The organism is Alloyangia pacifica (genome assembly GCF_900116195.1).
Classification (GTDB): domain Bacteria; phylum Pseudomonadota; class Alphaproteobacteria; order Rhodobacterales; family Rhodobacteraceae; genus Salipiger; species Salipiger pacificus.
The window spans coordinates 279,870-302,946 of sequence record NZ_FOZW01000007.1 but is presented as its reverse complement, the minus strand read 5'-3'; the positions used below and the strand labels follow the sequence as shown (position 1 = coordinate 302,946).

Annotated in this window: 23 protein-coding genes; 15 read left to right on the top strand and 8 right to left on the bottom strand. The window is 67.0% G+C overall.

The annotated features are described in order from the left end of the window. Positions 1-14: 14 nt before the first annotated feature. Complete coding sequence (locus BM397_RS16545; protein ID WP_092426095.1) at positions 15-632, bottom strand: glutathione S-transferase family protein; 618 nt, start codon at positions 630-632, stop codon at positions 15-17. A 210-nt stretch (positions 633-842) separates the two neighbouring features. Here BM397_RS16545 and BM397_RS16540 point away from each other — a divergent pair, with 210 nt between their 5' ends. Continuing rightward, entirely contained in the window at positions 843-1,997 is a 1,155-nt protein-coding gene (locus BM397_RS16540; RefSeq protein WP_092426093.1) for an SRPBCC family protein, read from the top strand. A gap of 76 nt (positions 1,998-2,073) precedes the next feature. Here the strand turns inward: BM397_RS16540 and BM397_RS16535 are convergent, their stop codons facing one another. After that, on the bottom strand, positions 2,074-2,385 hold the full coding sequence (locus tag BM397_RS16535) for a DUF1244 domain-containing protein (RefSeq protein WP_092426090.1): 312 nt from the start codon (positions 2,383-2,385) through the stop codon (positions 2,074-2,076). 13 nt (positions 2,386-2,398) lie between these two features. Then, entirely contained in the window at positions 2,399-3,136 is a 738-nt protein-coding gene (locus BM397_RS16530) for an N-formylglutamate amidohydrolase (protein ID WP_092426088.1), read from the bottom strand. A gap of 215 nt (positions 3,137-3,351) precedes the next feature. On the opposite strand from BM397_RS16530, the gene pyk reads away from it, so the two are divergent. The 6 genes from pyk (at position 3,352) to BM397_RS16500 (ending at position 8,722) form a co-directional block, all read left to right on the top strand. After that, on the top strand, positions 3,352-4,797 hold the full coding sequence (gene pyk / locus BM397_RS16525; RefSeq protein ID WP_092426086.1) for a pyruvate kinase: 1,446 nt from the start codon (positions 3,352-3,354) through the stop codon (positions 4,795-4,797). Between the two features lie 92 nt (positions 4,798-4,889). Beyond that, positions 4,890-6,209 (top strand): methyl-accepting chemotaxis protein, encoded by a 1,320-nt coding sequence (locus BM397_RS16520; protein WP_176806705.1) that lies wholly within the window; start codon positions 4,890-4,892, stop codon positions 6,207-6,209. A 273-nt stretch (positions 6,210-6,482) separates the two neighbouring features. Continuing rightward, the gene (rpmI, locus tag BM397_RS16515; protein WP_092426082.1) at positions 6,483-6,683 is read left to right on the top strand and encodes a 50S ribosomal protein L35; all 201 of its coding nucleotides are present in this window, start codon (positions 6,483-6,485) and stop codon (positions 6,681-6,683) included. 17 nt (positions 6,684-6,700) lie between these two features. Next, entirely contained in the window at positions 6,701-7,066 is a 366-nt protein-coding gene (gene rplT, locus BM397_RS16510) for a 50S ribosomal protein L20 (protein ID WP_066102884.1), read from the top strand. A 215-nt stretch (positions 7,067-7,281) separates the two neighbouring features. Beyond that, positions 7,282-8,352 carry a phenylalanine--tRNA ligase subunit alpha gene (gene pheS, locus BM397_RS16505; RefSeq protein WP_092426080.1) on the top strand — a complete coding sequence of 357 codons (1,071 nt, stop codon included), beginning with the start codon at positions 7,282-7,284 and terminating at the stop codon, positions 8,350-8,352. Positions 8,353-8,434: 82 nt separating this feature from the next. Beyond that, positions 8,435-8,722, top strand: a complete 288-nt coding sequence (locus BM397_RS16500; protein WP_092426247.1) for a YrhK family protein — start codon at positions 8,435-8,437, stop codon at positions 8,720-8,722. Between the two features lie 4 nt (positions 8,723-8,726). On the opposite strand, the gene holA is transcribed toward BM397_RS16500, so the two are convergent. The 3 genes from holA to leuS are packed head-to-tail and all read right to left on the bottom strand — an operon-like array spanning position 8,727 to position 12,820. After that, positions 8,727-9,755, bottom strand: coding sequence for a DNA polymerase III subunit delta (holA, locus tag BM397_RS16495; protein ID WP_092426078.1), 1,029 nt, complete (start codon positions 9,753-9,755; stop codon positions 8,727-8,729). 10 nt (positions 9,756-9,765) lie between these two features. After that, positions 9,766-10,263 carry an LPS assembly lipoprotein LptE gene (gene lptE, locus BM397_RS16490; RefSeq protein WP_092426076.1) on the bottom strand — a complete coding sequence of 166 codons (498 nt, stop codon included), beginning with the start codon at positions 10,261-10,263 and terminating at the stop codon, positions 9,766-9,768. Further along, positions 10,250-12,820 carry a leucine--tRNA ligase gene (gene leuS / locus BM397_RS16485; RefSeq protein ID WP_092426073.1) on the bottom strand — a complete coding sequence of 857 codons (2,571 nt, stop codon included), beginning with the start codon at positions 12,818-12,820 and terminating at the stop codon, positions 10,250-10,252. Before leuS ends, lptE begins: the two co-directional genes overlap by 14 nt. 223 nt (positions 12,821-13,043) lie before the next feature. Here leuS and BM397_RS16480 point away from each other — a divergent pair, with 223 nt between their 5' ends. Beyond that, complete coding sequence (locus BM397_RS16480; protein ID WP_092426070.1) at positions 13,044-14,303, top strand: glycosyltransferase family 4 protein; 1,260 nt, start codon at positions 13,044-13,046, stop codon at positions 14,301-14,303. Between the two features lie 95 nt (positions 14,304-14,398). Here BM397_RS16480 and BM397_RS16475 read toward each other — a convergent pair whose 3' ends face one another. Then, on the bottom strand, positions 14,399-14,896 hold the full coding sequence (locus BM397_RS16475; RefSeq protein ID WP_092426068.1) for a DUF3576 domain-containing protein: 498 nt from the start codon (positions 14,894-14,896) through the stop codon (positions 14,399-14,401). A gap of 290 nt (positions 14,897-15,186) precedes the next feature. Between BM397_RS16475 and BM397_RS16470 the strand changes: the two genes are divergently transcribed. From BM397_RS16470 to BM397_RS16440, 7 genes are all read left to right on the top strand, one after another. After that, positions 15,187-16,191 (top strand): porin, encoded by a 1,005-nt coding sequence (locus BM397_RS16470; RefSeq protein WP_092426065.1) that lies wholly within the window; start codon positions 15,187-15,189, stop codon positions 16,189-16,191. 109 nt (positions 16,192-16,300) lie between these two features. After that, a complete protein-coding gene (locus BM397_RS16465) occupies positions 16,301-17,767 on the top strand; it encodes a sulfotransferase family protein (RefSeq protein ID WP_092426063.1) in 1,467 nt (488 codons plus the stop codon). Next, positions 17,758-18,411: a YggS family pyridoxal phosphate-dependent enzyme gene (locus tag BM397_RS16460; RefSeq protein WP_092426061.1), complete on the top strand. Its 654-nt coding sequence runs from the start codon at positions 17,758-17,760 to the stop codon at positions 18,409-18,411. The genes BM397_RS16465 and BM397_RS16460 overlap by 10 nt, the downstream gene beginning before the upstream one ends. A 202-nt stretch (positions 18,412-18,613) precedes the next feature. After that, positions 18,614-20,083 carry a MocR-like pyridoxine biosynthesis transcription factor PdxR gene (gene pdxR / locus BM397_RS16455; RefSeq protein ID WP_092426058.1) on the top strand — a complete coding sequence of 490 codons (1,470 nt, stop codon included), beginning with the start codon at positions 18,614-18,616 and terminating at the stop codon, positions 20,081-20,083. 11 nt (positions 20,084-20,094) lie between these two features. Continuing rightward, a complete protein-coding gene (locus BM397_RS16450) occupies positions 20,095-21,027 on the top strand; it encodes a bifunctional riboflavin kinase/FAD synthetase (protein WP_092426056.1) in 933 nt (310 codons plus the stop codon). Continuing rightward, the gene (locus BM397_RS16445; protein ID WP_092426054.1) at positions 21,024-21,494 is read left to right on the top strand and encodes a YcgN family cysteine cluster protein; all 471 of its coding nucleotides are present in this window, start codon (positions 21,024-21,026) and stop codon (positions 21,492-21,494) included. The genes BM397_RS16450 and BM397_RS16445 overlap by 4 nt, the downstream gene beginning before the upstream one ends. Continuing rightward, a complete protein-coding gene (locus tag BM397_RS16440) occupies positions 21,494-22,537 on the top strand; it encodes a threonine aldolase family protein (protein WP_092426052.1) in 1,044 nt (347 codons plus the stop codon). Before BM397_RS16445 ends, BM397_RS16440 begins: the two co-directional genes overlap by 1 nt. A 61-nt stretch (positions 22,538-22,598) precedes the next feature. Here BM397_RS16440 and hspQ read toward each other — a convergent pair whose 3' ends face one another. Further along, a complete protein-coding gene (hspQ, locus tag BM397_RS16435) occupies positions 22,599-22,925 on the bottom strand; it encodes a heat shock protein HspQ (protein ID WP_092426245.1) in 327 nt (108 codons plus the stop codon). Between the last annotated feature and the right edge of the window lie 152 nt (positions 22,926-23,077).

Here is a 23,077-nt window from a genome sequence, read left to right as displayed (position 1 = left end):
CTCCCCAGCAGAGCTCAAGAGGGGAACCAGTCGTCCCCGCGGGGACGCATCTGCGGCAGCGCCCGCATGCGCCCGACCCAGCCCGCCATCGCCTCCGAAGGCGCGACGCCGGCCTTGTCGAGCCATTGCACGTAGCCCCAGATCGCGCAGTCGCCGATCCCCGGCGCATCGCCATGAAAGAACGGCTCCGCGCCGAGCAGCCGGTCGAAATTATCGCGGTCGGCCTCGTAACGTCCGGTGAGCCAGTCGATCGCGCCCTCGGGGAACAGCTCGCCGCCGGGCCGTCGGGATTCGATGAGTTGCGGCAGGCACATGCCGATGCGGTTCGCCTCCCACATCAGCAGCTCGGCGCCGCGGCGGATCCCGGCAGGGCTCTCGCCGCCCAGCACCTGCCAGCGCTGCGCGATCTCCAGCAGAATGGCCCCGGATTGCGTCATCGTCTCGCCGTCAATCACCAGCGCGGGCACCTGCGCCAGCGGGCTGGCTGCAAGGAAATCGGCAGGGCGGGTCTCGGGAGCGGACCAGATGTCGACGAAGACGGTCTCATGCGCGATCCCGGCCAGCGCGAGGGCCAGCGCCACCTTGCAGGCGTGGCCACTGTCGGGGTGTCCGTAGAGGGTGATCTTCGTCATGAGCGCTGTCCTTGCTTGTTCGCCGATAGGAAATGCCGTCCCCGCGGGGACGGTCAAACGGTGTTTCGTGCGCCCCCCGATCACGGCCCGTGATGGCACGCTGGAGGGGGCACGCCGGTTTGACTTGACGGGCGCGCGTTTTGCGGGCTCGGTGCGCGCCGTCGACGAATGGTTTCTAAACGGCTCCCCGGGGCCGCATCGGAGCACAGAATGACCCTCCACGATCCCGCCGCTGAATTGCGCGCCAATGTCGCCGTGCCCTTCGAGGAAGCCCGGGCCATGCCAGTCTCGGTCTACACCTCCGACGACTTTCTGGCGCTGGAGCAGGAGCACGTCTTTGCCAAGAGCTGGCTCTGCGCCGGGCGGGCGGACGCCCTGAAGGCGCCGGGCGATTTCCTGACGATGGAGATTTCGGGAGAGCCGATCATCGTCCTGCGCGACCGGGACGGCGCGCTGCGCGCGCTGTCGAACGTCTGCCGCCACCGCATGTCGGTGCTGCTGGAGGGACGCGGCAACGCCCGCACGATCACCTGCCCCTACCACGCCTGGAGCTACAACCTCGACGGCTCCCTGCGCGGGGCTCCGGCGATGGACCTGAACAGGGGCTTCTGCAAGGAACAGACCCGGCTGCCCGCCGTGCGCTGCGTGGACTGGAAGGGCTGGATCATGGTCACGCTCGACCCCGACTTGCCCGAGCCCGGCGAGACGCTGCGCGAGGTCGACGACCTGGTCGGCTACCTGCCCATGGAGGACTACGTCGAGACCTTCCGAGAGGAGCACCGGTGGAACACCAACTGGAAGATCCTCGCCGAGAATTTCATGGAAAGCTACCACCTGCCCATGTGCCACGGTGGCACCATCGGCGGCGCGGTGGACCTGAAAAAGATGACCTGCCCCGAGGGGTTTGAAGGGTTCAACTACCACCACATCCTGAAGGACGACTCGATCGCCCTGTCGATCGCCCACCCCGGCAACACCACGCTGCAGGGCGAGGAGCGCTACCGCACCTGGCTTCTGTCGGTCTACCCCTCGCTGCTGATCACCCTGACGCCGGGCTATTTCTGGTACCTGTGCCTGACGCCGGACGGGCCCGGCCACGTGAAGATCCTCTTCGGCGGCGGGCTGCATCCGGACTTCATCGCAGACCCGGAGGCGGCGGCGCATTTCGACGCCCTGAAGGGCCTGCTCGACGCGGTGAACGACGAGGACCGGGGTTGTACCGAGCGGGTGTGGAAGGGCATGCAGTCACGCTTTGCCGCCCCCGGAGCGCTGTCGCACCTCGAGCGGCCGAACTACGAGTTCGCGCGGTGGATCGCCGGGAAGATCCCGACGCATACCTCCGTGCCTGTCCCGGCGGAGCGCTGAGCCGGAGCGGGTGGGACCGGGGGTTTCACACCCCCGGGCCCCCGTGGGATATTTTCATCTAGACGAAGGGCAGAGCTTAGCCCTTATTGGTGACGTTCTCGGCGAAGGCCTTCTCAAAAGCGGCCTTCTGCTCGGGCGTGGCCACGTCCTGCTGCGCACGCCAATCGTCGTAGGGCATGCCGTAGAAGATCTCGCGAGCCTCGGCCTTGCCCATCTCGATGCCGCGCTCGTTCGCGGCTTCCTCGTACCAGCGCGACAGGCAGTTGCGGCAGAAGCCGGCGAGGTTCATCAGGTCGATGTTCTGAACGTCGGGGCGGTCTTCCATCAGGTGCTGGCGCAGCCGGCGGAAGGCGGCGGCCTCAAGCTCGATGCGGGTCTTGTCGTCCATGGTCTCTCTCCTCTCAGTCGGGGGCGCGGGCAAGCGCGGTCTTCAACAGCGGTGCGAGGCGGCGGCCCCAGTCTTCCTGCGCCTGCGGCTCGGCGATCAGGTCATTGCGCAGCTCGATCAACGTGTTGTGGCGGCCGTGCAACAGAGCATGCTGGTGCACCGAGTCGCCCGGCAGGTGGCCCGGGTAGGGTTGGTTGCGTCCCACCACCAGATCGGGCTGCTGCGCCAGCAATTCAAGCAGCGCGTCAGACAGGCGGGCATCCCAGGCGTGCAGGATGCCGAGGTGCCAGGGCCGCGGCAGGCGGCCGCGCAGCTGCGGCGTGAAGGAATGCACCGAGACCAGCGCCGCATCGGGGCGGGTTTCGAACAGCCCGGCCACGGCGTCGTGATACGGGCGCCAATAGGCCTCGATCCGGCGGGCGCGCTCCTCGGGCCCGGCATGGCGGTTTCCGGGGATCACCGAGCCGTCGTAGAGCCGCATCAGCAGCGTCGGGTCGTCCTCGCCGCGGTTGGGATCGATCACGAGGCGCGAGAAATCCGACCAGACCAGCGGGCTGTCGAGGGCCTCGGCCAGCGCGCGAGCGGTGCCGAGCGCGCCTATATCATAGGCAATGTGGCGGGCCATGTCGGCCTCCGGCAGGCCGAGGGTTCCCCCGAGCGCGTCCGGCACGCTATTGGTCGCGTGATCGCAGGTGACGACGAACCTGCCTTTCCGATCGGCGCCTTCGATGTGATAGGAGGTATGGGTCATGATCGCTTTGCACTTTGCCGTCATCTCTGGCGTGCCATGTCTAGATCAGTTGCGTCGGGAAGGGAATTCGACAATAAAAGGCGCAGCTGTTAGCGATAACCTAACCGATACGGGTGGTAGATGGTTTAACTTTGAACCACTACGCTCCGTGAGAATACGCTGCTCCACAGCAAGGCGGTCCGACGCGGCCGCGGCAGGAGGTCGAGGAGTTCCAGATGAGACGTTTGCGCAAAGTGAAGATCGTGGCCACGCTTGGCCCGGCGAGCAACACCTACGAGATGATCCGCACGCTGCACGAGGCGGGGGCGGACGTGTTCCGCCTGAACATGAGCCACGGCAGCCACGAGGATATCACCAAGCTGCACCGCGCCATCCGGCAGGTGGAGAAAGACCTCGACAGCCCGATCGCCATTCTCGCCGACCTTCAGGGGCCGAAGCTGCGTGTGGGCGAGTTCGCCAACGGTTCGGAGGAACTGGAGTGGGGCGAGCCCTTCCGCTTCGATCTCGATGACACGCCGGGGACCGACAAGCGCGTCTGCCTCCCCCACCCCGAGATTTTCCAGGCGCTCGGCGTCGGCGCGCACCTGCTGGTGAACGACGGCAAGATCCGCATGCGGGTCGAGGAATGCGGTGAGGATTTCGCCAATTGCATCGTCGAGGCGGGCGGCACGATCTCGAATCGCAAGGGCGTCAACGTGCCCGACGTGGTGCTGCCGCTGGCGGCACTCTCGGAGAAGGACAGGGCCGACCTGGAATTCGCCGCCGCGCTCGGCGTCGACTGGCTGGCGCTGAGCTTCGTGCAGCGCCCCGAGGACGTGGAAGAGGCGCGCAAGCTCTGTGACGGCCGCGCCGCGATCCTGTCGAAGATCGAGAAGCCCTCGGCGGTGAAGGCCTTCGACGAGATCCTCGCGGTCTCGGACGGCATCATGGTGGCGCGCGGCGATCTGGGCGTGGAACTGCCGGTGCAGGCGGTGCCGCCGATCCAGAAGCGGCTGATCCGCAAGTGCCGCGCCGCCGGCAAGCCGGTGATCGTCGCCACGCAGATGCTCGAATCGATGATCGAGAGCCCGATGCCCACCCGCGCCGAGGTCTCGGACGTGGCGACGGCGATCTACGAAGGAGCCGATGCGGTGATGCTCTCGGCCGAATCCGCCGCCGGGCAGTACCCGGTCGAGGCGGTGACGACGATGAACAACGTCGCCATCAGCGTCGAGAAGGATCCGACCTTCACCGAGGTCATGGAGAACTCGCGCAACATCCAGCGCAACACCGTGGCCGACGGCATCGTCGCGGCAGCGCGGGAGATCGCCGAGACCGCCAACGTGAAGGCGATCTGCTGCTTCACCTCCTCGGGCACCACCGCCGCGCTGGTGGCGCGCGAGCGTCCGCGGGTGCCGATCATCGCCATGACCTCGCTGCGCGGCACGGCGCGGCGGCTGTCGCTGACCTGGGGCACCAACTGCGTGATGACCGGCGAACTTGAGCGCTTCAAGCAGGCGGTGGTCAACGCCGCACGCGCCGCACGGGCGCAGGGCTATGCCGGAACCGAGGACAACATCATCGTGACCGCCGGCGTGCCCTTCAACATGTCGGGCACCACCAATATCCTGCGCGTCGCCCCCTGCGACGAGCGGCTGATCTACTCGACCGACCCCGAGTAAGACCTCTGCCGCGCCCGCCCATTGGCCGGGCGCGGCTTAACTCCGGATTAGTCCACGCCTCATAGAGTGCGATGGGCAGATCTGGAGGCCCCATGCACCCCGCGATTTCCGAAAGCTGGACGGACGAGCAAAGGCGTCAGGGTGCGGCATTGCTCGCGGTCCTCGCGCCGGGGTTCGAGCCAATGATCCGCGGCGTCTATGCTGCCGCCCTGAACATCTCCCCCACCGCAGTGCCCGCCGAAACGGTGGAGATCGAGCGGCAAAAGTTCGACTTCATCCTCCGCGGCGACTTCTCGCCCGCCTACGAGGCGGTTCAGGCCCGCATCGCGCGCAACCTCATCGAGGCGGGGCTCGACTACCCGGCCTATATGATCGGCTACGCCCACTACCAGGCCGGGATCCTCGGGCTGGTTCTGGCCAGCGCCGCGACCCTGCCGGTTCCGCTGTCGAGCGCCACCGCCCTGGTGCAGCTGGCGACGATGGGCGATGCCGCGGTCACGCTCGACCACTTTTTTGCCGCGCAGGAATCCCGCGCCACGCAGGAGCGCGAGGCGCTGATGAACCGGCTGTTCGACGGCATCGGCGGCGACACCGGCGCGCTGGCTTCCATGGCCGCCGAATTGCGCCTGACCTTCGACAGCCTGTCGGAGCGGACGATGACCCAGGCCGCATCGCTGGAGGAAAACACCGCCTCGCTCAGCGAATTGACCGAAACCGTGGCCGACACGGCGCGCAACGCCCGCGCCTCCGCGCGGTCCGCCGAACAGGCCGACGAACGCGCCCGCGCTGCCCAGGACGAGGTGCGCCGCACCCGGGATGCCATCGCCGATGTCGAGGAAAGCACCGGCAACGTGCGCAACTTCATCAACGTGATCGACAAGATTGCCCTGCAAACAAAGCTGCTGGCGCTCAACGCCTCGGTGGAGGCGGCCCGCGCCGGGACCTACGGGCGCGGCTTCGGCGTGGTGGCCACCGAGGTCCGCGCCCTGGCCGAGCAGACCACCGATGCCGCGGGCGCGGTTGCCGCAGCGATCCAGGACATTGTCGCGCGGGTGCAGACCATTTCCGGACGCTCGGAACGCATGGACATAAGCCTCGAGGAGCTTGTCTCGGAGATGAAGGCGATGGTCGCCGGCTTTGCCCGGATCGAACAGGCGACCGGTGAGCAGAGCGACGCGGTCGGCCAGGTCGGCGCAGTGCAGCAGCAGCTCGACGCGATCACCCAGGACAATTCCGCCGCGGTGAACCGCGCCGCCGACCACGTCCGCGCCCTTCAGTCCCGCGTCGACGCGATCAACGCGAAGATAGCCGAATTCCAGACCGAAACCCGGGTGGGTGCCGGCGACCGGGCGGCCCGCCTGCCGCCGGCGTCGCGTGCCGGGGCCGGCGCTGCCGGTCAGGCCGCGGCCTGACCGCCCTGCTCGAGAGCGCAAGCAGACGGCGCCGACTGAAAGCTCCGCCTGAAGGGGCTGCCCGCCCCTTCAGGCTGAAATTCCCGGCTGACCATCCTGGCGGCTGAGTTGGCGCATAAACGAGCAGACCACACCGCTTGGGGGCCTCCTCCTCTCTGCGCGATTCACGCTTGCATTGGTGCCTTTCGCCGCCTATGGAGGCGCCTCTAACCGCGCGGCCGGCTTCTGCGGCATGCCGAGTCGCGCTGAACGCACTTCGTTAAGGAGACGAAAATGCCCAAGATGAAGACAAAGTCGAGCGCCAAGAAGCGCTTCAAGGTCACCGCGACCGGCAAGATCGTCGCTGGTCAGGCCGGCAAGCGCCACGGCATGATCAAGCGCACCACGAAATTCATCCGCGACGCGCGCGGCACGACCACGCTGTCGGCTCCCGACGCGAAAATCGTCAAGGGCTACATGCCCTACGACCGCTGATATAGGAGAGCTGAACAATGGCACGAGTCAAAGGTGGTGTCGTCACCCACGCCCGTCACAAGAAGGTCATCAAGGCAGCCAAAGGTTACTACGGCCGTCGCAAGAACACCTTCAAGGTTGCAGCCCAGGCCGTCGACAAGGCCAACCAGTACGCGACCCGCGACCGCAAGAACCGCAAGCGCAACTTCCGCGCCCTGTGGATCCAGCGGATCAACGCGGCAGTGCGCGCACATGACGAGGCTCTGACCTACTCGAAGTTCATCAACGGCCTGAACCTGGCTGGCATCGAAGTTGACCGTAAGGTGCTGGCGGACCTCGCCGTGCACGAGCCGGAAGCCTTCAACGCCATCGTCGACCAGGCGAAAGGCGCGCTGGCTGCCTGATCTGGCGCCAGACGCAGACTTCAGGAAACGCCGCTCCCCCGGGGGCGGCGTTTTCGTTTGCGGCTGAGCCGCAGGGGGCGCCGCCCCCGCCGCGCGGGCGCGGCTCCCCCGGGATATTTTCGACAAGTGGAAGCGGCAGGCGGCCCCCGCCCTTGCGCGCCGGACCCGCAGCCGGTACTGCACGATCCCGAAGAGATGCTCGGAAGAGGCCCGGAATGGACGACCTGCGCGACAAGTATATCGACCTGATTGGCAAGGCGGCGGATGAGTCCGCGCTTGAGGATCTGCGGGTGCAGGCCGTCGGCAAGAAGGGCGAGATCAGCCTGCAGATGCGCGAGTTGGGCAAGATGAGCCCCGAGGAGCGCCAGCTCATGGGGCCGAAGCTCAACGCGCTGAAGGACGAGATCAACGCCGCGCTGGGTGCCAAGAAGGCGGCGCTGGCCGATGCGGCGCTGAACGAGCGGCTGCAGGCGGAATGGCTCGACGTGACCCTGCCCGGCCGCAACCGCCGGCTTGGCAGCATCCACCCGGTCAGCCAGGTCTGGGAGGAATGCACCGCGATCTTCGCCGACATGGGCTTCGCCGTCGCCGAGGGCCCGCAGGTCGAGACCGACTGGTACAACTTCGACGCGCTGAATATCCCCGGCCACCACCCGGCCCGCGCCGAGATGGACACCTTCTACATGCACCGCGACGAGGGCGACAACCGCCCGCCCCACGTGCTGCGCACCCACACCTCCCCGGTGCAGATCCGCTCGATGGAAGCCGGAGGCGCGCCCACGCGGATCATCTGCCCGGGCCGCGTCTACCGCGCCGATTACGACCAGACCCACACGCCGATGTTCCACCAGGTCGAGGGGCTTGCCATCGACAAGGACATCTCGATGGCCAACCTCAAGTGGGTGCTGGAGGAGTTCTTCTCGGCTTACTTCGGCCGTTCGGTGAAGACCCGCTTCCGCGCCTCGCACTTCCCGTTCACCGAGCCCTCGGCCGAGGTGGACATCCAGTGCCAGTGGAAGGACGGCTCGGTCACCGTGGGCGAGGGCGACGACTGGCTGGAAGTCCTCGGTTCGGGCATGGTGCACCCCAAGGTGCTGCAGGCCGGCGGGATCGATCCGAACGAATGGCAGGGCTTTGCCTTCGGCATGGGCATCGACCGGATCGCCATGCTGAAATACGGCATTCCCGACCTGCGCGCCTTCTTCGATTCGGACCTGCGCTGGCTGCGCCATTACGGCTTTGCCTCGCTCGACATGCCGACGCTGCATGGTGGCCTGTCGCGCTGAGGCGCGTTGCGAGATGATTTCGGGGCCCGGTGCATCAGCGCCGGGCCTTTTCCTTTTCGGGCCGCGCGCCATCTTCTGCCGCATGAAGCTCTTCGATCACCGCAACCGTGAGCGCAACGCGGACACGCGGCGCGTCTACGCGCTTTTCGAGATCGCCCATACGGCGGTGGATTTTGGCGCCGCGCTCTGTTTCACCCTCGGCTCCGTGCTGTTTTTCTGGAAGCAGTATGAGACCCCCGCCATCTGGCTGTTCACCATCGGCTCGGTGCTCTTCATGGTGAAGCCGTCGCTGCGGCTGGCGCGCGAAATCAAGCTCTGGCGGATGGGCAAGATCGACCGGCTCGCAGAGCGCGAGCAGAAGGACAGCTGAGAGGCTAGCGCCGCGAGGCGAGCCAGGCGAGACGGACGAAGTTGCGCTCCACCAGCGCCATGGCAGGCGCGCGGGCGCCGGCGGAGCGGATCGAGAGGTCGGTCTCCATCAGCATCCCCAGCGCATCCTCCAGCCGGTCGGCATTCCAGCCCGAGGCCTGGCGCAGCATGCGGTCGCGGCGCGGGCCGAAGAGCGGCGGGCGCAGCCGCTGCACCCCGGCCTGCGGGCCGCCCTGCGCCGAAGCCAGCGCGTAGAGCACGCGGAAGTGGCGCAGGGCCATGATCAGCAGCGTCACCGGCGCCACCCCCTGCCCTTCGAGCCGCTGCATCAGCGGGCCGATCTCGGGCGAGCGGCCCTCTGCCACCACGTTGAGGATGTCGTCGAGTTCGGCCTCGATCGAGGCAGGCGCGCAGGCGGTAACCTCCTCGGGGGTGAGCGGCGCGGAATCGTCGAGTTTGTAGAGCGCGAGCTTCTCTAGGACCTGCCGGAAGTCCCCAGGCTCGAGCGCTCGTGCGAGGTGGTCCAGGGCGTCGAAGGCGGCGCGATCAACCTGCGTGAGCCCGGCCTTGTTCAGTGCCGCCTCGATCTCCTCGCGCCCCGGTGGGTCGGAGTAGATGCCAATGGCCAGCGCCTCGGGGGCGGCCTCGAAGAGCTTGCGCAGGGCGGATTTGGCGGTGAGCTGACCGGCGGTGACGATGATCTGCGCATCGCCGGGGCGCCAGTCTGTCAGCGCCGCGCCCATGGTCTTGGCGAGACCGTCGCTGGCCTCCTCGACGAAGACCACGCGCGGGCCGGGAAAGAAGCCCTGCGCCTTCACCGCGTCGAGCAGCATTGCCGGGTCCTTGCGCAGATCGGCGCCGCCCATGCGGGTCAGGCGCATTTCCGCTTCGGCCTCGGGCCCGACGAGGGCGGTGATGATCTCCTGCCGCCGGTGCGCCACGCGCATGGCGTCCTCGCCGTAGAGCAGCACGCCCGAACGCGAGGGATCGGGCTTGCGGAAGAAGGCCTGTGCGTCGCGCCCGCCGAGTTTCATGAGACCCGCGTCACTCCGGCAGATCCGCCGCGACCAGCAGCAGGCGGTCGATCACACGGTCGGCCAGCATGATCATCAGCCGCTCCTCGGCGTCGCGCTCGGCGGCCTGCGTGGAGACGGTGGACCCGGTGGTGGAGTAGCCGGTGAAGGAAGAGGTGCCGCCGGACGTCAGCGCATTGCCTGTTGCCGTGTCGCGCAGCGTGAAGGTGGCCGTCCCGATCACCCGGATGCGGGTGGTGTTACCATCGGCAAGCGAGCCATGACCCGAGATCGCAGTACTCAGCGTGGTGTCGAGCCGGTAGGGCGCTCCGGGCGCGGCGCGGCCGAGGCGTTCCTCGATACGCCGGGTGTAGAGATAGGCGTCGGGCGTGTCGGGATCGGCAAAGGCGATCTGGCCGAGCAGCTTCTGCCCGCCCCCCTGCGGCCCGTAGGCCGGGGTGAAGCCACAGCCCGCGAGCGCCAGGGCGCCGCAGGCTGCAAGCAGGGTTCTTCGATCAAGCGACCACATTGACGATCCGGCCAGGCACAACGATGAGCTTCTTCGGGGCGGCCCCTTCGAGAGTCCGCACTACAGCTTCGTGCGCAAGGACGAGTTTTTCAATCTCTTCCTTGGCCATGTCCTTGGGAACGGTGAGTTCTCCGCGGCGCTTGCCGTTCACCTGGATCGGCAGGGTGACGCTGTCCTCGACCAGCATCGCCTCGTCGGCCTTGGGCCACACGGCGTTTGCGATGAGGCCCTCGCCGCCCAGCAGCTGCCAGATCTCCTCCGACAGGTGCGGGGTCATCGGCGACATGAGCTGCGCGAGGACCCTGGCCGCCTCCTTCTTGGCCACGGCGCCCGCCTGCGATTTGCCGAGCACGCCGGTGAAGGCGTAGAGCTTGGCGATGGCCGCGTTGAAGCCGAAGCTCTCGACGCCCATGGTCACGTCGTGGATCGCCTTGTGCATCTCGCGCAGCAGGGCCTTGTCGTCGGCGCTTTCAGGCGCGTCCGACTCGGCGATTTCTGCGGCGATGCGGTAGACCCGCGCGAGGTGCTTGGACGCTGCCTCGGCGCCCGAGGCCGTCCATTCCACGTCCCGCTCCGGCGGGCTGTCCGACAGCACGAACCAACGCGCGGTGTCGGCGCCGTACTGGCCGATGATCGCCACCGGGTCGACCACGTTGTTCTTCGACTTCGACATCTTGGCCGAGGGGATGATCTCGACCTCGGTGCCATCCTCGAGATAGCCCTTACCGTCCTTCAGCTCGACTGCTTCGGGATAGTGGTAGACCGGGCGACCGTCGGCATTGCGAGTCTGGTAGATCGCGTGGGTCACCATGCCCTGCGTGAAGAGCGCGTTGAACGGCTCCTTGCTCTTTTCGGGCAGGTGGCCGGTGAGCTGCATCGCCCGGGCGAAGAAACGCGAGTAGAGCAGGTGCAGGATCGCGTGCTCGATGCCGCCGATGTACTGGTCGACGTTCATCCAGTACTCGGCCTCGGCCATGTCGATCGGCGTGTCGGCGCGCGGCGAGGTGAAGCGGGCGAAGTACCAGCTCGAATCGACGAAAGTGTCCATCGTGTCGGTCTCACGCCGAGCCGGCGCACCGCAGGACGGGCAGGAACAGGCACGCCACGAGGGGTGACGGTCGAGCGGGTTGCCGGGCACCGAGAAGTCGATTGCCTTGCCGTCCTCGTCGTAGGGCAGGCTGATCGGCAGGTTTTCCTTCTTCTCGGGCACCACGCCGCAGGCCTCGCAATGGACCACGGGAATCGGGCAGCCCCAGTAGCGCTGACGCGACAGGCCCCAGTCGCGGAGGCGGTACTTGGTCACGCCCTCGCCGATGCCGTTCTTCTCGCAGAAGTCGACGGCGGCGTTGACGCCCTCCTCGCCGGTCTGCACTTCGGCCCCGGCGACGAGACGCGTGTAGCGCACCTTCTCGGTCTTGGCGGGGACGAAAGGCTCGGCCTGGATGTCGATCTCGCCCTCGAGCGGGACGAAGGTCTCGACGATCGGCAGGCCGTACTTGCTGCAGAAGTCGTGGTCGCGCTGGTCGTGGCCCGGGCAGCCGAAGATCGCGCCGGTTCCGTAGTCCATGAGGATGAAGTTGGCGATATAGACCGGCAGCTCCCAGCTCGGGTCGAACGGGTGACGCACCTTGAGGCCGGTGTCGAAGCCGCGCTTCTCGGCCTTTTCCAACTCCTCTTCCGAGGTGCCCATGCGGCGGCACTCGGCGACGAAGGCGGCGAGCTCGGGGTTGCCCTGCTCCAGCTCCTTGGCGAGCGGGTGGTCGGGTGAAATGCCGACGAAGGACGCGCCGTGCAGCGTGTCGGGACGGGTGGTGTAGCACTCGATCTTGTTGAAGCCCTCGGGGCCATTGAGCATGTCGAAGGAGAACTGCAGCCCGCGCGAGCGGCCGATCCAGTTCGCCTGCATCAGCTTTACCTTGGCGGGCCAGTCATCGAGCGTGTCGAGCGCGTCGAGCAGCTCGCCCGAGAAGTCCGAGATCTTGAAGAACCACTGGGTGAGCTCCTTGCGCTCGACCAGCGCGCCCGAGCGCCAGCCGCGGCCGTTCTCCACCTGCTCGTTGGCGAGCACGGTCATGTCGACCGGATCCCAGTTCACCACGGCGTTCTTGCGGTAGACGAGGCCCTCTTCCAGCATATCGAGGAACAGCGCCTGCTGCTGGCCGTAGTATTCCGGATCGCAGGTGGCGAACATGCGCGACCAGTCGAGCCCGAAGCCCAGCGGCTTCATCTGCTCCACCATCGTGTCGATGTTGGAATAGGTCCAGTCCTTGGGGTGACCGCCCGAGGCCATGGCGGCGTTCTCGGCCGGCATGCCGAAGGCGTCGAAGCCCATCGGGTGCAGCACGTTGAAGCCGTTCTGCTTCTTGTAGCGGGCAATCACGTCGCCCATCGTGTAGTTCCGCACGTGGCCGATGTGGATGCGGCCCGACGGATAGGGGAACATCTCGAGCACGTAGTACTTCGGCTTGTCGGCCGAGCGGGTGGCCTTGAAGGTCAGGGCGTCTTCCCAGGCGGCCTGCCATTTTGGCTCGATCGTGGCGGGGTCGTAGCGCGACATAATCTCTTGTCCCTCGGAGCGGATGGGTCGATGCGGATAGGTCAAGGCGGGTGATAGGGCAGGCCCCGCCGGACGTCCAGTACCGGGGCCCGTCGGGCGGACCCGGTTGGCGACATTTCAGCAACCTCTGCATGGCAAATTTCGGCCGCAAGCGGTTTCCTAATAGGCAGGGGACGGCACGCGTGGAACAATCTGGGCGGACAGAAAGCTTTTACCGTTGATCATGAAAATACTTTGCATCCACCAGAATTTCCCCGGCCAATACAAGCATGTCGCGCCCGAACTCGTGCGGCTCGGCCATGAGGTCACCGCGCTCACCCCGAAGGTCAAGGAACCGACGCACTGGAATGGTGTCCGCGTCCTGCCCTATGAGATCCGCGGCAGCAGCACCAGGGACATCCACCCCTACCTGACCGACTTCGAGACCAAGATCCTGCGCGGCTCGAGTTGCTGCAACGCCGCGCTCGCGCTTAGGAAGAATGGCTACGAGCCCGACGTGATTCTGGCGCATCACGGCTGGGGCGAAAGCCTGTTCCTCAAGGATGTTTGGCCGCGCGCCCGTCTCGGCCTTTATTGCGAGCTCTACCATCGCACCACGCCGGACTTCGTCACCTTCGACCCGGAATTCTCGTCCAAGACCACGATCGGCGACGCGCAGCGCCTGCGAATGAAGAACCTCAACAACCGCCTGCACGAGGAAGTCATGGACGCGGGCATCAGCCCGACCCGGTTCCAGGCGAGCACCTTTCCCGGGAATTGGCAGGACCGGCTGACGATCGCGCATGACGGCATCGACACCGAGCTTGTCCGGCCCAACCCGGAGGCGCGGCTCGAACTGGGGAACGGCCGCGTGCTGACCCGCGACGACGAGGTGATCACCTTCATCAATCGCAACCTCGAGCCCTACCGCGGCTACCACGTGTTCATGCGCGCCCTGCCCGAGATCCTGCGCCGGCGCCCCGATGCGCAGATCACCCTGATCGGCGGCGACGACGTGAGCTACGGGGCCAAGCCGCCGGACGGCAAGAGCTGGAAGCAGATCTTCATCGACGAGGTGCGGGGCGAGATTCCGGACGCGGACTGGGCGCGGGTACATTTCCTCGGCCGCGTGCCCTACGAGCGATTCCTGTCGATGATGCAGGTGAGCCGCGTGCACGTCTATCTCACCTACCCCTTCGTGCTGAGCTGGTCGCTGCTCGAGGCGATGAGCGCCGGCTGCGCCATCCTCGCCAGCGATACGGCCCCGGTGCGCGAGGCGCTGACCGAGGACGAGACCGGCTGGATGGTGGATTTCTTCGACCGCGCCGCGCTGGTCGACCGGCTCTGCACCCTGCTCGACGCGCCCGAGACACGGGCCCGGCTGGGCAGCGCCGCGCGCGCGCATGTCCGGGCCAACTACGATCTGCGCAGCCACTGCCTTCCGAGGCACATCGACTGGGTCAACCGCCTCGCCGCACTGGAGCCGCGTCAGCCAAGGGACTGACAACGGCGGGGCTGCCGATCGCAGCGTGCCCAGATCGCGAAACACAAAGGGCCCGGGCAACTGCCCGGGCCCTTTGTATCTCTCGGACGCCCAGATCAGATCTTGCTGTCGACCGCCCGGAGCTGCCGGGCGCGGGTCAGGATCGCATCCTCCACCGCGTGCACCGCCGACGCACTGGCAGGGCCCGAGCGAGTCATCAGGGCGACATTCAGCGAGCGCGCGTCCAGCGCCGGGTCGGACACGAGGATCGTGGCGCGATAGGCGGTACCGCCGCCCGGGGGCGTGCCGTATCCGGTGGTGATAACCCCGGTGAACGGATCGACGCTTTCCACCGGCAGGAAGTCCAGCACCTGCAGCGAAGCGTTCCAGATGTACTTGTTCACAGCCCCGACGCGACCGGCATCCGGCTTTGCCTTGAAAATGTCCCAGATGGTCGACTCGGGCGCGCCCTCGGCGCCGTAAATTTCAGCGGCCGCGATCTCATCGGCCGACCGGGTCTGAACTGGCTGCCGCGTTTCGCTCTGCCCGCATGCCGCCAAGACCAGCGCCCCTGCGAGCAGCACAAAGCCCTTTGCAAACCGCTTATATTCCATGAAACCCAAGCTCCTGCCCGTCCGCGTCTTTGCTCCTGCATACTCGGCGGCACCGCGTATCACAAGCCGTCAATCCCGCCGTCCGGACGCGCGCCCGGAGCCGCCGGAACGCAGCGGCATCGACTTGAAACCCCCGTGATATTTTTGTGGCAATTGGGCATCACTGGTTCGCTTCGTGGGTGCCTGCCCTAGCGACGGGTTGCCAGAACGTCCGGGCCGAGCGCATAGAAGTGCCCATCAAGGCCGGGCTATCCGGATTGGTACGTGCCTTAGAACACATGAGGGATACAATGAAAAAGATTCTGTTTGCTTCCACCGCGCTGGTTGCAACCGCAGGCGTCGCCGCGGCAGAAGTCACGCTCACCGGTATGGCCGAGATGGGTGTTTACGCCGGCTACGAAAATGAAACCCAGTTCTTCACCGACATCGACGTCACCTTCACCATGTCGGGTGAAGCAGACAACGGCCTCGTCTTCGGTGCCAACGTCGACCTCGACGAGTCGGACGGTGATCCGTCGGGTGCCTTCGGCCCGGCGACCCAGGGCGGCGAAGCCATCTTCGTGTCCTACGGCGGCCTGACCCTGACCATGGGTGACACCGACGGTGCTCTCGACGCTCGCGTCCCGGAACTGGCGCTCGCCGGCGGTTCGCTGGCCGACGATGAAACGTCGCACCTCGGCTTCAACCACTCGGACGGCATCAGCGACCTCGACGACATCGAAGGCACCGTGGGCCTCAGCCTCGACGGCTTCGGCGACGGCCAGATCGCTCGCGTCGACTACGCGATCAGCGATTTCACCATCTCGGCATCGGCAGAACAAATCGATGACGGCAACGAAGTCGAAGACATCGGCGACACCATCTGGGCCCTCGGTGTGTCCTGGAACGGCGAGCTCGCAGCGATCGACATGACCGCCGGCCTCGGCTACCAGACCGTGTCCGACGCAGCTTCGGTGACCTCGGTCGCAGTGACCGGTGGCTTCGCCAACGGCCTGTCGCTGGGCGCAACCTACTCGAACATGGACATCGATGGTGTGGACGACGATCTGCAGCACTACGGTGTCGGCTTCGGCTACGAGATGAACGCGCTGGCGATCGGCGTGAACTGGGGCCAGTACGACCTGGGCGACGACGAGCTGTCCGGCTGGGGTGTCGCAGCTTCCTACGACCTCGGTGGCGGTCTCGAAGCCCGCTTCGGCTACGGCTGGTCGGATGTGGACTTCACCAACGCAGACGACGAGTCGGTTAGCGAAGACGACAACACCTGGTCGCTCGGCCTGCGCATGAACTTCTAATCTCACCCGAGATTGGAACGATCAGGGAAGAGCGGGCTTCGGCCCGCTCTTTTCTTTTGCCCGCTCACCGGGCAAAACGGCGGCATCCGCCCCAAGCACAGGCCCCCCCATGCTCCCCCTTTCAGCCGCGCGTAAGGCGGCGCTCCTGAAATCGGTCCGCCCCGCCCTCGCACAGGGTCGCCTCGGCACGGCCCGCGCCGCGCTCGAGCAGGTTCTGGCGACCGAACCCGCGCGCGCCGATCTCGCGCTGCAGCTGTCGCAGATCTGCTACGAACAGGGCGACCGCGACGCCTGCCTGCGTCATCTCGACCACGCTCTCGAGCTTGCACCGACCGACCCCAAGCTGCTGGCCACCGCCATCCAGCGCTACCGCGCGCTCGGCCGCTCCGACGCCGCACTGGCCGCGCTCGACCGGCAGATCGCGGCCGACCCCAGGGACATCAAGCCCCGCGCCGACAAGGCGCACTACCTGCAGCTCCTGGGGCGGTTCGACGAGGCCGAGACGCTGTTCCGCGCGCTGATCAAGCGGCACCCGAACGAGACCGAGCTCTACCGCATCTTCCTCGCCACCAAGAAGCTGACCGCGGGCGATCCGTTGCTGCGCGCCATGGAAAAGCTCTGGGGGAAACGCGACCTGCCCGACCGCCAGCGCATGCACCTCGGCTTTGCCCTGTCCAAGGCGATGGAAGAGACCGGCCAGACCGGCAAGGTCTTCGCCTATCTCACCCGTGCCAACGCCCTGCAGCGCAAGGCTGCGCCCTTCGATAACGCCGCCCAGGCCCGCGAGTTCGCCACCGTGCGCAAGGCGCAGGCGGGGCTCGCACCGGCTTCGGCCAGTGCCCCCGCGCTGCGTCCGATCTTCGTCACCGGCATGCCGCGTTCCGGCACGACGCTGGTCGAGCGCATCCTCGGCGCACACCCCGAGGTGAGCGCGGGCGGCGAACTCGGCCACGCGCTGAAGCTCTCCTACGGCTACTTCGGTGCCGGCGAGCTGATGCGCCCGATCGCCGCCGAACCGCCGGCCCGGGTGCAGGCCTTCGCCGATCACTACATGCGTCTCGCGGCGCGCGACACCGGCCGGACCAGCGGCGCCTTCACGGACAAGTCAATCCTCTGCCACCTGATCTTCGGCCTGCTGGATCACGCCCTGCCCGGCGCAAAGATCATCGTGGTGCATCGCGATCCGCGCGACATCGCCCTGTCGATCTACAAGAACCATTTCGCGCTTGGCACCCATCGCTACGCCTGCGACCTTGCCGAGATCGCCACCTCGATCAAGCGCTTCCGCGGCAACGTCGCGCATTGGAAGACGGCGCTGCCCGGCCGCATCCACGAGATCCGCTACGAGGCGCTGGTGGACGATCCCGAACCCCAGTCTCGCGCGCTTGTCGCCGCGGCGGGGCTCGACTGGGACCCCGCCTGCCTCAACTCGCATGAGGCGCAGGGCGCGGTGAAGACGCTCAGCGTCAGCCAGGCGCGGCAGCCGATCTACCGCGGCTCGGCACAGGCATGGAAGAAATACGAAACCGAACTGGCGCCGTTTATCGAGGCCTGGGGAGAGGAATCATGGGACTGATCGACATCAAGGCGCGCATCGCCAAGGCCGAGAAACTTGCCGGCCGCGCCCCCGGCTCGGCACAGCTGATCGCAGTCAGCAAGGTGCAGCCTAACGCGCGGGTCGAAGCCGTGCTCGAAGCAGGGCACCGACTCTTCGGCGAGAACAAGGTGCAGGAGGCCGCCGGCAAGTGGCCCGCCTTCCAGGAGCGTTTTCCCGACGCCGAGGTCCACCTCATCGGCCCGCTGCAGAGCAACAAGGCGCGGCAGGCGATGCAGCTCTTCTCGGCGATCCACTCGGTCGACCGGCCCAAGCTCGCGACCACGCTGGCGCGGCTGGCGCAGGAGCTGGGCCAGTGCCCCGATCTCTTCGTGCAAGTCAACACCGGCGAGGAAGAGCAGAAGGCCGGCATCCTGCCCGCCGAGGCCGACGCCTTCATCAAGGAGGTGCGCGATCTCGACCTGCCGCTCAAGGGGCTGATGTGCATCCCGCCGGTGGACGAGACCCCGAGCCTGCACTTCGCACTGCTCGGCAAGATCGCCGCGCGCAACGGGCTCGAGGGGCTGTCGATGGGCATGAGTTCGGATTTCGAAGAGGCCATCGCCCTCGGCGCCACCCATGTGCGGGTCGGTTCGGCGATCTTCGGCGAACGCGACTACTCCTGAGCCCCTGCCCCGGCGCCGCGCGCGCGGCGCCGCACGGCCTGCCTCCGGCGGGGATATTTGGAACATGTGGAAGCGACGGACACTCCCGGCTTCCACATGGTAGAAATATCCCGGGGGGTGAGGCGCGCAGCGCCGAGGGGGGCAGCGCCCCCCTTTCTTCCTTCTCCCTTCCCCTCTCCGACGCGCGCTATAGAGTGCCCCGATGGCAATCCCGGTCGAGACCTTCTTCCTGCGCCCCGGCGATCAGGGCACGCTGCAGGCGCGGATCCAGCAGATGGTGGCCGAGGGCGTGCTCTCCGGCCGGTTCCGGCGCGGCGAGAAGATGCCCTCGACGCGGCGGCTGGCGGCGCATCTCGGGGTCAGCCGGATCACCGTCTCGCTGGCCTATACCGAGCTGCAGGCCTCCGACTACCTCAGCTCCCGCGATCGCTCGGGCTACTACATCTCCGAGGGCGCGCCGGAGCCGCCGGATTTCCCCGAGACGCCGCGCGCCGAGCGGGTCGACTGGCAACGCGCCATGGGGCGGCGCTTCGCGGCGGGCGCGGTCCCCGAGCGGCCCGCCGACTGGGCCAGCTATCGCTATCCCTTCATCTACGGGCAGGCCGATCCGAAACTCTTCGACCATGCCAACTGGCGGCTCTGCGCGGTGCAGGCGCTGGGGGCGCGGGACTTCGGCGCGCTGACTCAGGACTATTACGACCGGGACGACCCGCAGCTGGTCGAATTCCTAATCCGTCAGACCCTGCCCCGGCGCGGCATCCAGGCCCGGCCCGAGGAAGTGCTCATCACCCTCGGCGCGCAGAACGCGCTCTGGCTTGCGAGTCAGATCCTCCTGTCTCCGGGCAGGCGGGCCGCGGTGGAGGATCCCTGCTACCCGGCGCTGCGCGTGCTGCTCGGCCAGACCGGCTGCGCGCTCTCGGCCGTCGCGGTCGACGCGCAGGGGCTGCCGCCCGAGGCGGTCCCGGACGGCACAGACGTAATCTTCACCACGCCCAGCCACCAGTGCCCTAGTGGCGCCACCCTGCCGCTGGCGCGGCGGCGCGCGCTGCTCGAGCGGGCGCGGGCGCTCGAGGCGGTGATCGTCGAGGACGACTACGAGTTCGAGATGGCCTACCTGCAGCCCCCAACCCCGGCGCTGAAGAGCCTCGATGGCGACGGGCGGGTGGTCTATGTCGGCAGCTTCTCCAAGTCCCTGTTTCCCGGGCTGCGGCTCGGCTACCTCGTCGGGGCCGCGCCCTTCATCCGCGAGGCCCGCGCTCTGCGCGCCTCGGTGCTGCGCCACCCGCCGGGGCACATCCAGCGCACCGCTGCCCATTTTCTGAGCCTCGGTCATTATGACAGCCTCGTGCGGCGAATCGGCCGCGCGCTGGGGGAGCGGCGGCAGGTGATGGAAGCTGCAATCAGGGACACCGGGCTCGAGGTCGCAGGCGTTGCCGCCCATGGGGGCTCGTCCTTCTGGATGCGGGCCCCCGAGGGGATCGATACCGCCGAGCTTTCCAGCGATTTGCAGCGCGACGGCGTGCTGATCGAGCCCGGCGCGCCCTTCTTCCTGCGGCCCGATGCGCCGCGGAATTTCTACCGCCTGGGCTACAGTTCGATCCCCTCGGAGCGCATCGCCGAGGGCGTCGGGCGCATCGCACAGGCGCTTGCACGTCCCCGCAGTCAGAGCTAGGGCTTTGCCCCATGCGGACCATCCGGGATTACCAGTCAACAGAGCCTCGTGACCGGGGCGCCAGCGTCGCCATCGGCAATTTCGATGGCGTGCACATCGGTCATCGCGCGGTGATCGAGCTGGCCCGGGCGAAGGGCGACGGTGCCCCCTTCGGGGTTCTGACCTTCGAGCCGCACCCACGCGAATTCTTCGCCCCGGGCGCGCCGCCGTTTCGGCTGATGTCGGCCAAGGCCCGCGCCTCGCGGCTGGAGAAGCTTGGGGTCGAGCGGCTCTACGAGCTGCCCTTCGACGCCGCGCTCGCGGCGCTGACGCCCGAGCAGTTCGCCCGCGACGTGCTGCTGGAGGGACTCGGCCTGAGCCACGTGGTTGTCGGCGCGGATTTCTGCTTCGGCAAGGGCCGCGCGGGCACCGTGCAGGACCTGCAGCGCTTCGGCGAGGAGATGGGCTTTGGTGTCACCGTGGCCGATCTGCTGGGCACAGGGGGCCGCGAGATCAGCTCCACCGCCATCCGCCGCGCGCTGACCGAGGGCGACCCGCGCGCCGCGCAGGCGCAGCTCGGCCACTGGCACCGCATCGAGGGCGAGGTGATCGGCGGCCACCAGCTGGGCCGCAAGCTCGGCTATCCGACCGCCAACATGAGTATCGACGGTCTGCACCCGCCGCGCTTTGGCGTCTACGCCGTGCTGGTGGACGTGCTGACCGGCCCGCACAGGGGCAGCTACCACGGTGTCGCTTCGCTCGGCGTGCGTCCGATGTTCGGCGAGAACAGCGCCAATCTGGAAACCTTCGTCTTCGACTTTTCCGGCGATCTCTACGGCGCCGTGCTCTCCGTCGGGCTGGTCGAGTTCCTCCGCCCCGAGATGAAGTTCGATGGGCTCGAGGCACTCGTTGCCCAGATGGACCGCGACAGCGCCGAGGCCCGCCATCTGCTGGACGCCCTATGACCGACCACATCGACCGCAAGGGGCTGGCCCCGCGCTTCTGGGAAAAGAAGCCGCTCACCAAGCTCAATGACAAGGAGTGGGAGGCGCTCTGCGACGGCTGCGGCAAGTGCTGTCTCAACAAGCTCGAGGACGAGGAGACCGGCGAAGTCGCGCTGACCTGCGTGTCCTGCCGCCTGCTCGACGACGAATCCTGCCTCTGCTCAAACTACGAGATCCGGCACCAGTTCGTGCCGGAATGCATCGTCCTGCGCCCCGACAACATCGACGAACACGCCTACTGGATGCCCGAGACCTGTGCCTACCGGCTGCTCTGGCAGGGCAAGCCGCTCTATGACTGGCACCCGCTGATCTCGGGCGATCCCGAGAGCGTGCATGCGGCCGGCGTGTCGATGCGCGGTCGCACCGTGCCCGAGTTCGAAGTCGGCGAGGACGACTGGGAAGACTACATTATCGAGGAGCCCACCTGATGTTCTTTGCCTCCGACAATTCCGGCCCCGTCCCTTCGCAGGTGCTCGAGGCGATCGCCCGCGCCAACGAGGGCCACACCTCGGGTTACGGGTCGGACGCGCTGTCGCTGCAGGTGGCCGATCGCATCCGCGATCTCTTCGAGGCCCCCGAGGCGGCGGTCTACCTCGTGCCGACGGGCACCGCGGCCAACTCGCTGGCCCTGGCGACGCTCTGCCCACCCTACGGCACGGTGTTCTGCTCGCCCGTCGCCCACATCCACGAGGACGAGTGCAACGCGCCCGAGTTCTACTCCGGCGGCGCCAAGCTGACGCTGGTCAAGGGCGGCGACCGGATGACCCCCGAGGCGCTGCGCGCGGCCATCGAGGGCGAGGGCAACCGCGGCGTGCACGGGCCCAAGCGCGGCCCGGTCTCGATCACCCAGCTCACCGAGAAGGGCAACTACTACACGCTGGAGGAGCTGCGCGCGCTGACCGCCGTGGCCCGCGAGTATGGTCTGCCTGTGCACCTCGACGGTGCGCGTTTCGCCAATGCCGCGGTGAAGCTCGGCGCCACCCCGGCCGAGATGAGCTGGAAGTCCGGTGTCGACATCTGCGTCTTCGGCGGCACCAAGAACGGGCTGATGGGCGTCGAGGCGGTGGTGATCTTCGATCCCGCCAGAGCCGAGGAATTCGAGTACCGCCGCAAGCGTGGCGCACATCTCTTCTCCAAGCATCGCTACCTCGCGGCGCAGATGGACGCCTATCTCGAAGGCGACCTGTGGAAAGAGCTTGCCGAAAAGGCCAACGCGCGTTGCGACCAGCTCATGCAGGGGCTGAAGGGGCTGGGGCTGACGGTGCACAATGACACCCATGCCAACATGATCTTCTTCGAGATGCCCCGCGCGGCGCATCGGAAGGTGCTGGAGGCCGGGGCAGTCTACTATCCGTCGGGGGATCTGGAGGGCGACGATGCCGAGCTGCTCACCGGAAGGCTGGTCTGTGACTGGTCGCTGCAGCCGTCGGACGTCAGCGCCTTCCTCGATCTGCTGCGCGATGCCGCCTGAGCGTTCCACGCTCTGAAAGGACACGTGAGGAGCCTGCAAAGGCTCTTCGCTGCCCTTCCGATCAGTTCATGTGGAAGTGCAACTCGTAGCTGCCGTCGACAAAGGCACCGAAGAGATCGGGAATGTCGGGGTGCTCCACCGGCTCGCCGGAATAGTCGGCGATCAGGTTCTGCTCGGACACATAGGCCACGTAGAAGCTCTGATCATTCTCCGCCAGCAGGTGGTAGAAAGGCTGTTCACGGCGCGGGCGCGAGTCCTCGGGAATGGCCTCGTACCACTCCTCGGTATTGCTGAACTCGGGGTCGACATCGAAGACCACGCCGCGGAACGGGTGCTTGCGATGGCGGACCACCTGGCCCAGATGATATTTCGCGCGCGATGTGTGCATGTTCACCTCTGAGAACAATTTTTGACATTTTTGCGGCAAATTGTCCAACCCTCAGGCGGGCCTTGGCGGAAACACACTGTGAACCTCGGGCCGACAGTTTGGCGGAATTTCGCGGACCCAATTGAAGGAATTGTGATTCCAACGCGGCTGGC

What these genes read in the sequence shown, in the direction of transcription:
- BM397_RS16545 (WP_092426095.1), bottom strand. Translation starts at nt 632, where the DNA reads ATGACGAAGATCACCCTCTACGGACACCCCGACAGTGGCCACGCCTGC.
- BM397_RS16540 (WP_092426093.1), top strand. Translation starts at nt 843, where the DNA reads ATGACCCTCCACGATCCCGCCGCTGAATTGCGCGCCAATGTCGCCGTG.
- BM397_RS16535 (WP_092426090.1), bottom strand. Translation starts at nt 2,385, where the DNA reads ATGGACGACAAGACCCGCATCGAGCTTGAGGCCGCCGCCTTCCGCCGG.
- BM397_RS16530 (WP_092426088.1), bottom strand. Translation starts at nt 3,136, where the DNA reads ATGACCCATACCTCCTATCACATCGAAGGCGCCGATCGGAAAGGCAGG.
- pyk (WP_092426086.1), top strand. Translation starts at nt 3,352, where the DNA reads ATGAGACGTTTGCGCAAAGTGAAGATCGTGGCCACGCTTGGCCCGGCG.
- BM397_RS16520 (WP_176806705.1), top strand. Translation starts at nt 4,890, where the DNA reads ATGCACCCCGCGATTTCCGAAAGCTGGACGGACGAGCAAAGGCGTCAG.
- rpmI (WP_092426082.1), top strand. Translation starts at nt 6,483, where the DNA reads ATGCCCAAGATGAAGACAAAGTCGAGCGCCAAGAAGCGCTTCAAGGTC.
- rplT (WP_066102884.1), top strand. Translation starts at nt 6,701, where the DNA reads ATGGCACGAGTCAAAGGTGGTGTCGTCACCCACGCCCGTCACAAGAAG.
- pheS (WP_092426080.1), top strand. Translation starts at nt 7,282, where the DNA reads ATGGACGACCTGCGCGACAAGTATATCGACCTGATTGGCAAGGCGGCG.
- BM397_RS16500 (WP_092426247.1), top strand. Translation starts at nt 8,435, where the DNA reads ATGAAGCTCTTCGATCACCGCAACCGTGAGCGCAACGCGGACACGCGG.
- holA (WP_092426078.1), bottom strand. Translation starts at nt 9,755, where the DNA reads ATGAAACTCGGCGGGCGCGACGCACAGGCCTTCTTCCGCAAGCCCGAT.
- lptE (WP_092426076.1), bottom strand. Translation starts at nt 10,263, where the DNA reads ATGTGGTCGCTTGATCGAAGAACCCTGCTTGCAGCCTGCGGCGCCCTG.
- leuS (WP_092426073.1), bottom strand. Translation starts at nt 12,820, where the DNA reads ATGTCGCGCTACGACCCCGCCACGATCGAGCCAAAATGGCAGGCCGCC.
- BM397_RS16480 (WP_092426070.1), top strand. Translation starts at nt 13,044, where the DNA reads ATGAAAATACTTTGCATCCACCAGAATTTCCCCGGCCAATACAAGCAT.
- BM397_RS16475 (WP_092426068.1), bottom strand. Translation starts at nt 14,896, where the DNA reads ATGGAATATAAGCGGTTTGCAAAGGGCTTTGTGCTGCTCGCAGGGGCG.
- BM397_RS16470 (WP_092426065.1), top strand. Translation starts at nt 15,187, where the DNA reads ATGAAAAAGATTCTGTTTGCTTCCACCGCGCTGGTTGCAACCGCAGGC.
- BM397_RS16465 (WP_092426063.1), top strand. Translation starts at nt 16,301, where the DNA reads ATGCTCCCCCTTTCAGCCGCGCGTAAGGCGGCGCTCCTGAAATCGGTC.
- BM397_RS16460 (WP_092426061.1), top strand. Translation starts at nt 17,758, where the DNA reads ATGGGACTGATCGACATCAAGGCGCGCATCGCCAAGGCCGAGAAACTT.
- pdxR (WP_092426058.1), top strand. Translation starts at nt 18,614, where the DNA reads ATGGCAATCCCGGTCGAGACCTTCTTCCTGCGCCCCGGCGATCAGGGC.
- BM397_RS16450 (WP_092426056.1), top strand. Translation starts at nt 20,095, where the DNA reads ATGCGGACCATCCGGGATTACCAGTCAACAGAGCCTCGTGACCGGGGC.
- BM397_RS16445 (WP_092426054.1), top strand. Translation starts at nt 21,024, where the DNA reads ATGACCGACCACATCGACCGCAAGGGGCTGGCCCCGCGCTTCTGGGAA.
- BM397_RS16440 (WP_092426052.1), top strand. Translation starts at nt 21,494, where the DNA reads ATGTTCTTTGCCTCCGACAATTCCGGCCCCGTCCCTTCGCAGGTGCTC.
- hspQ (WP_092426245.1), bottom strand. Translation starts at nt 22,925, where the DNA reads ATGCACACATCGCGCGCGAAATATCATCTGGGCCAGGTGGTCCGCCAT.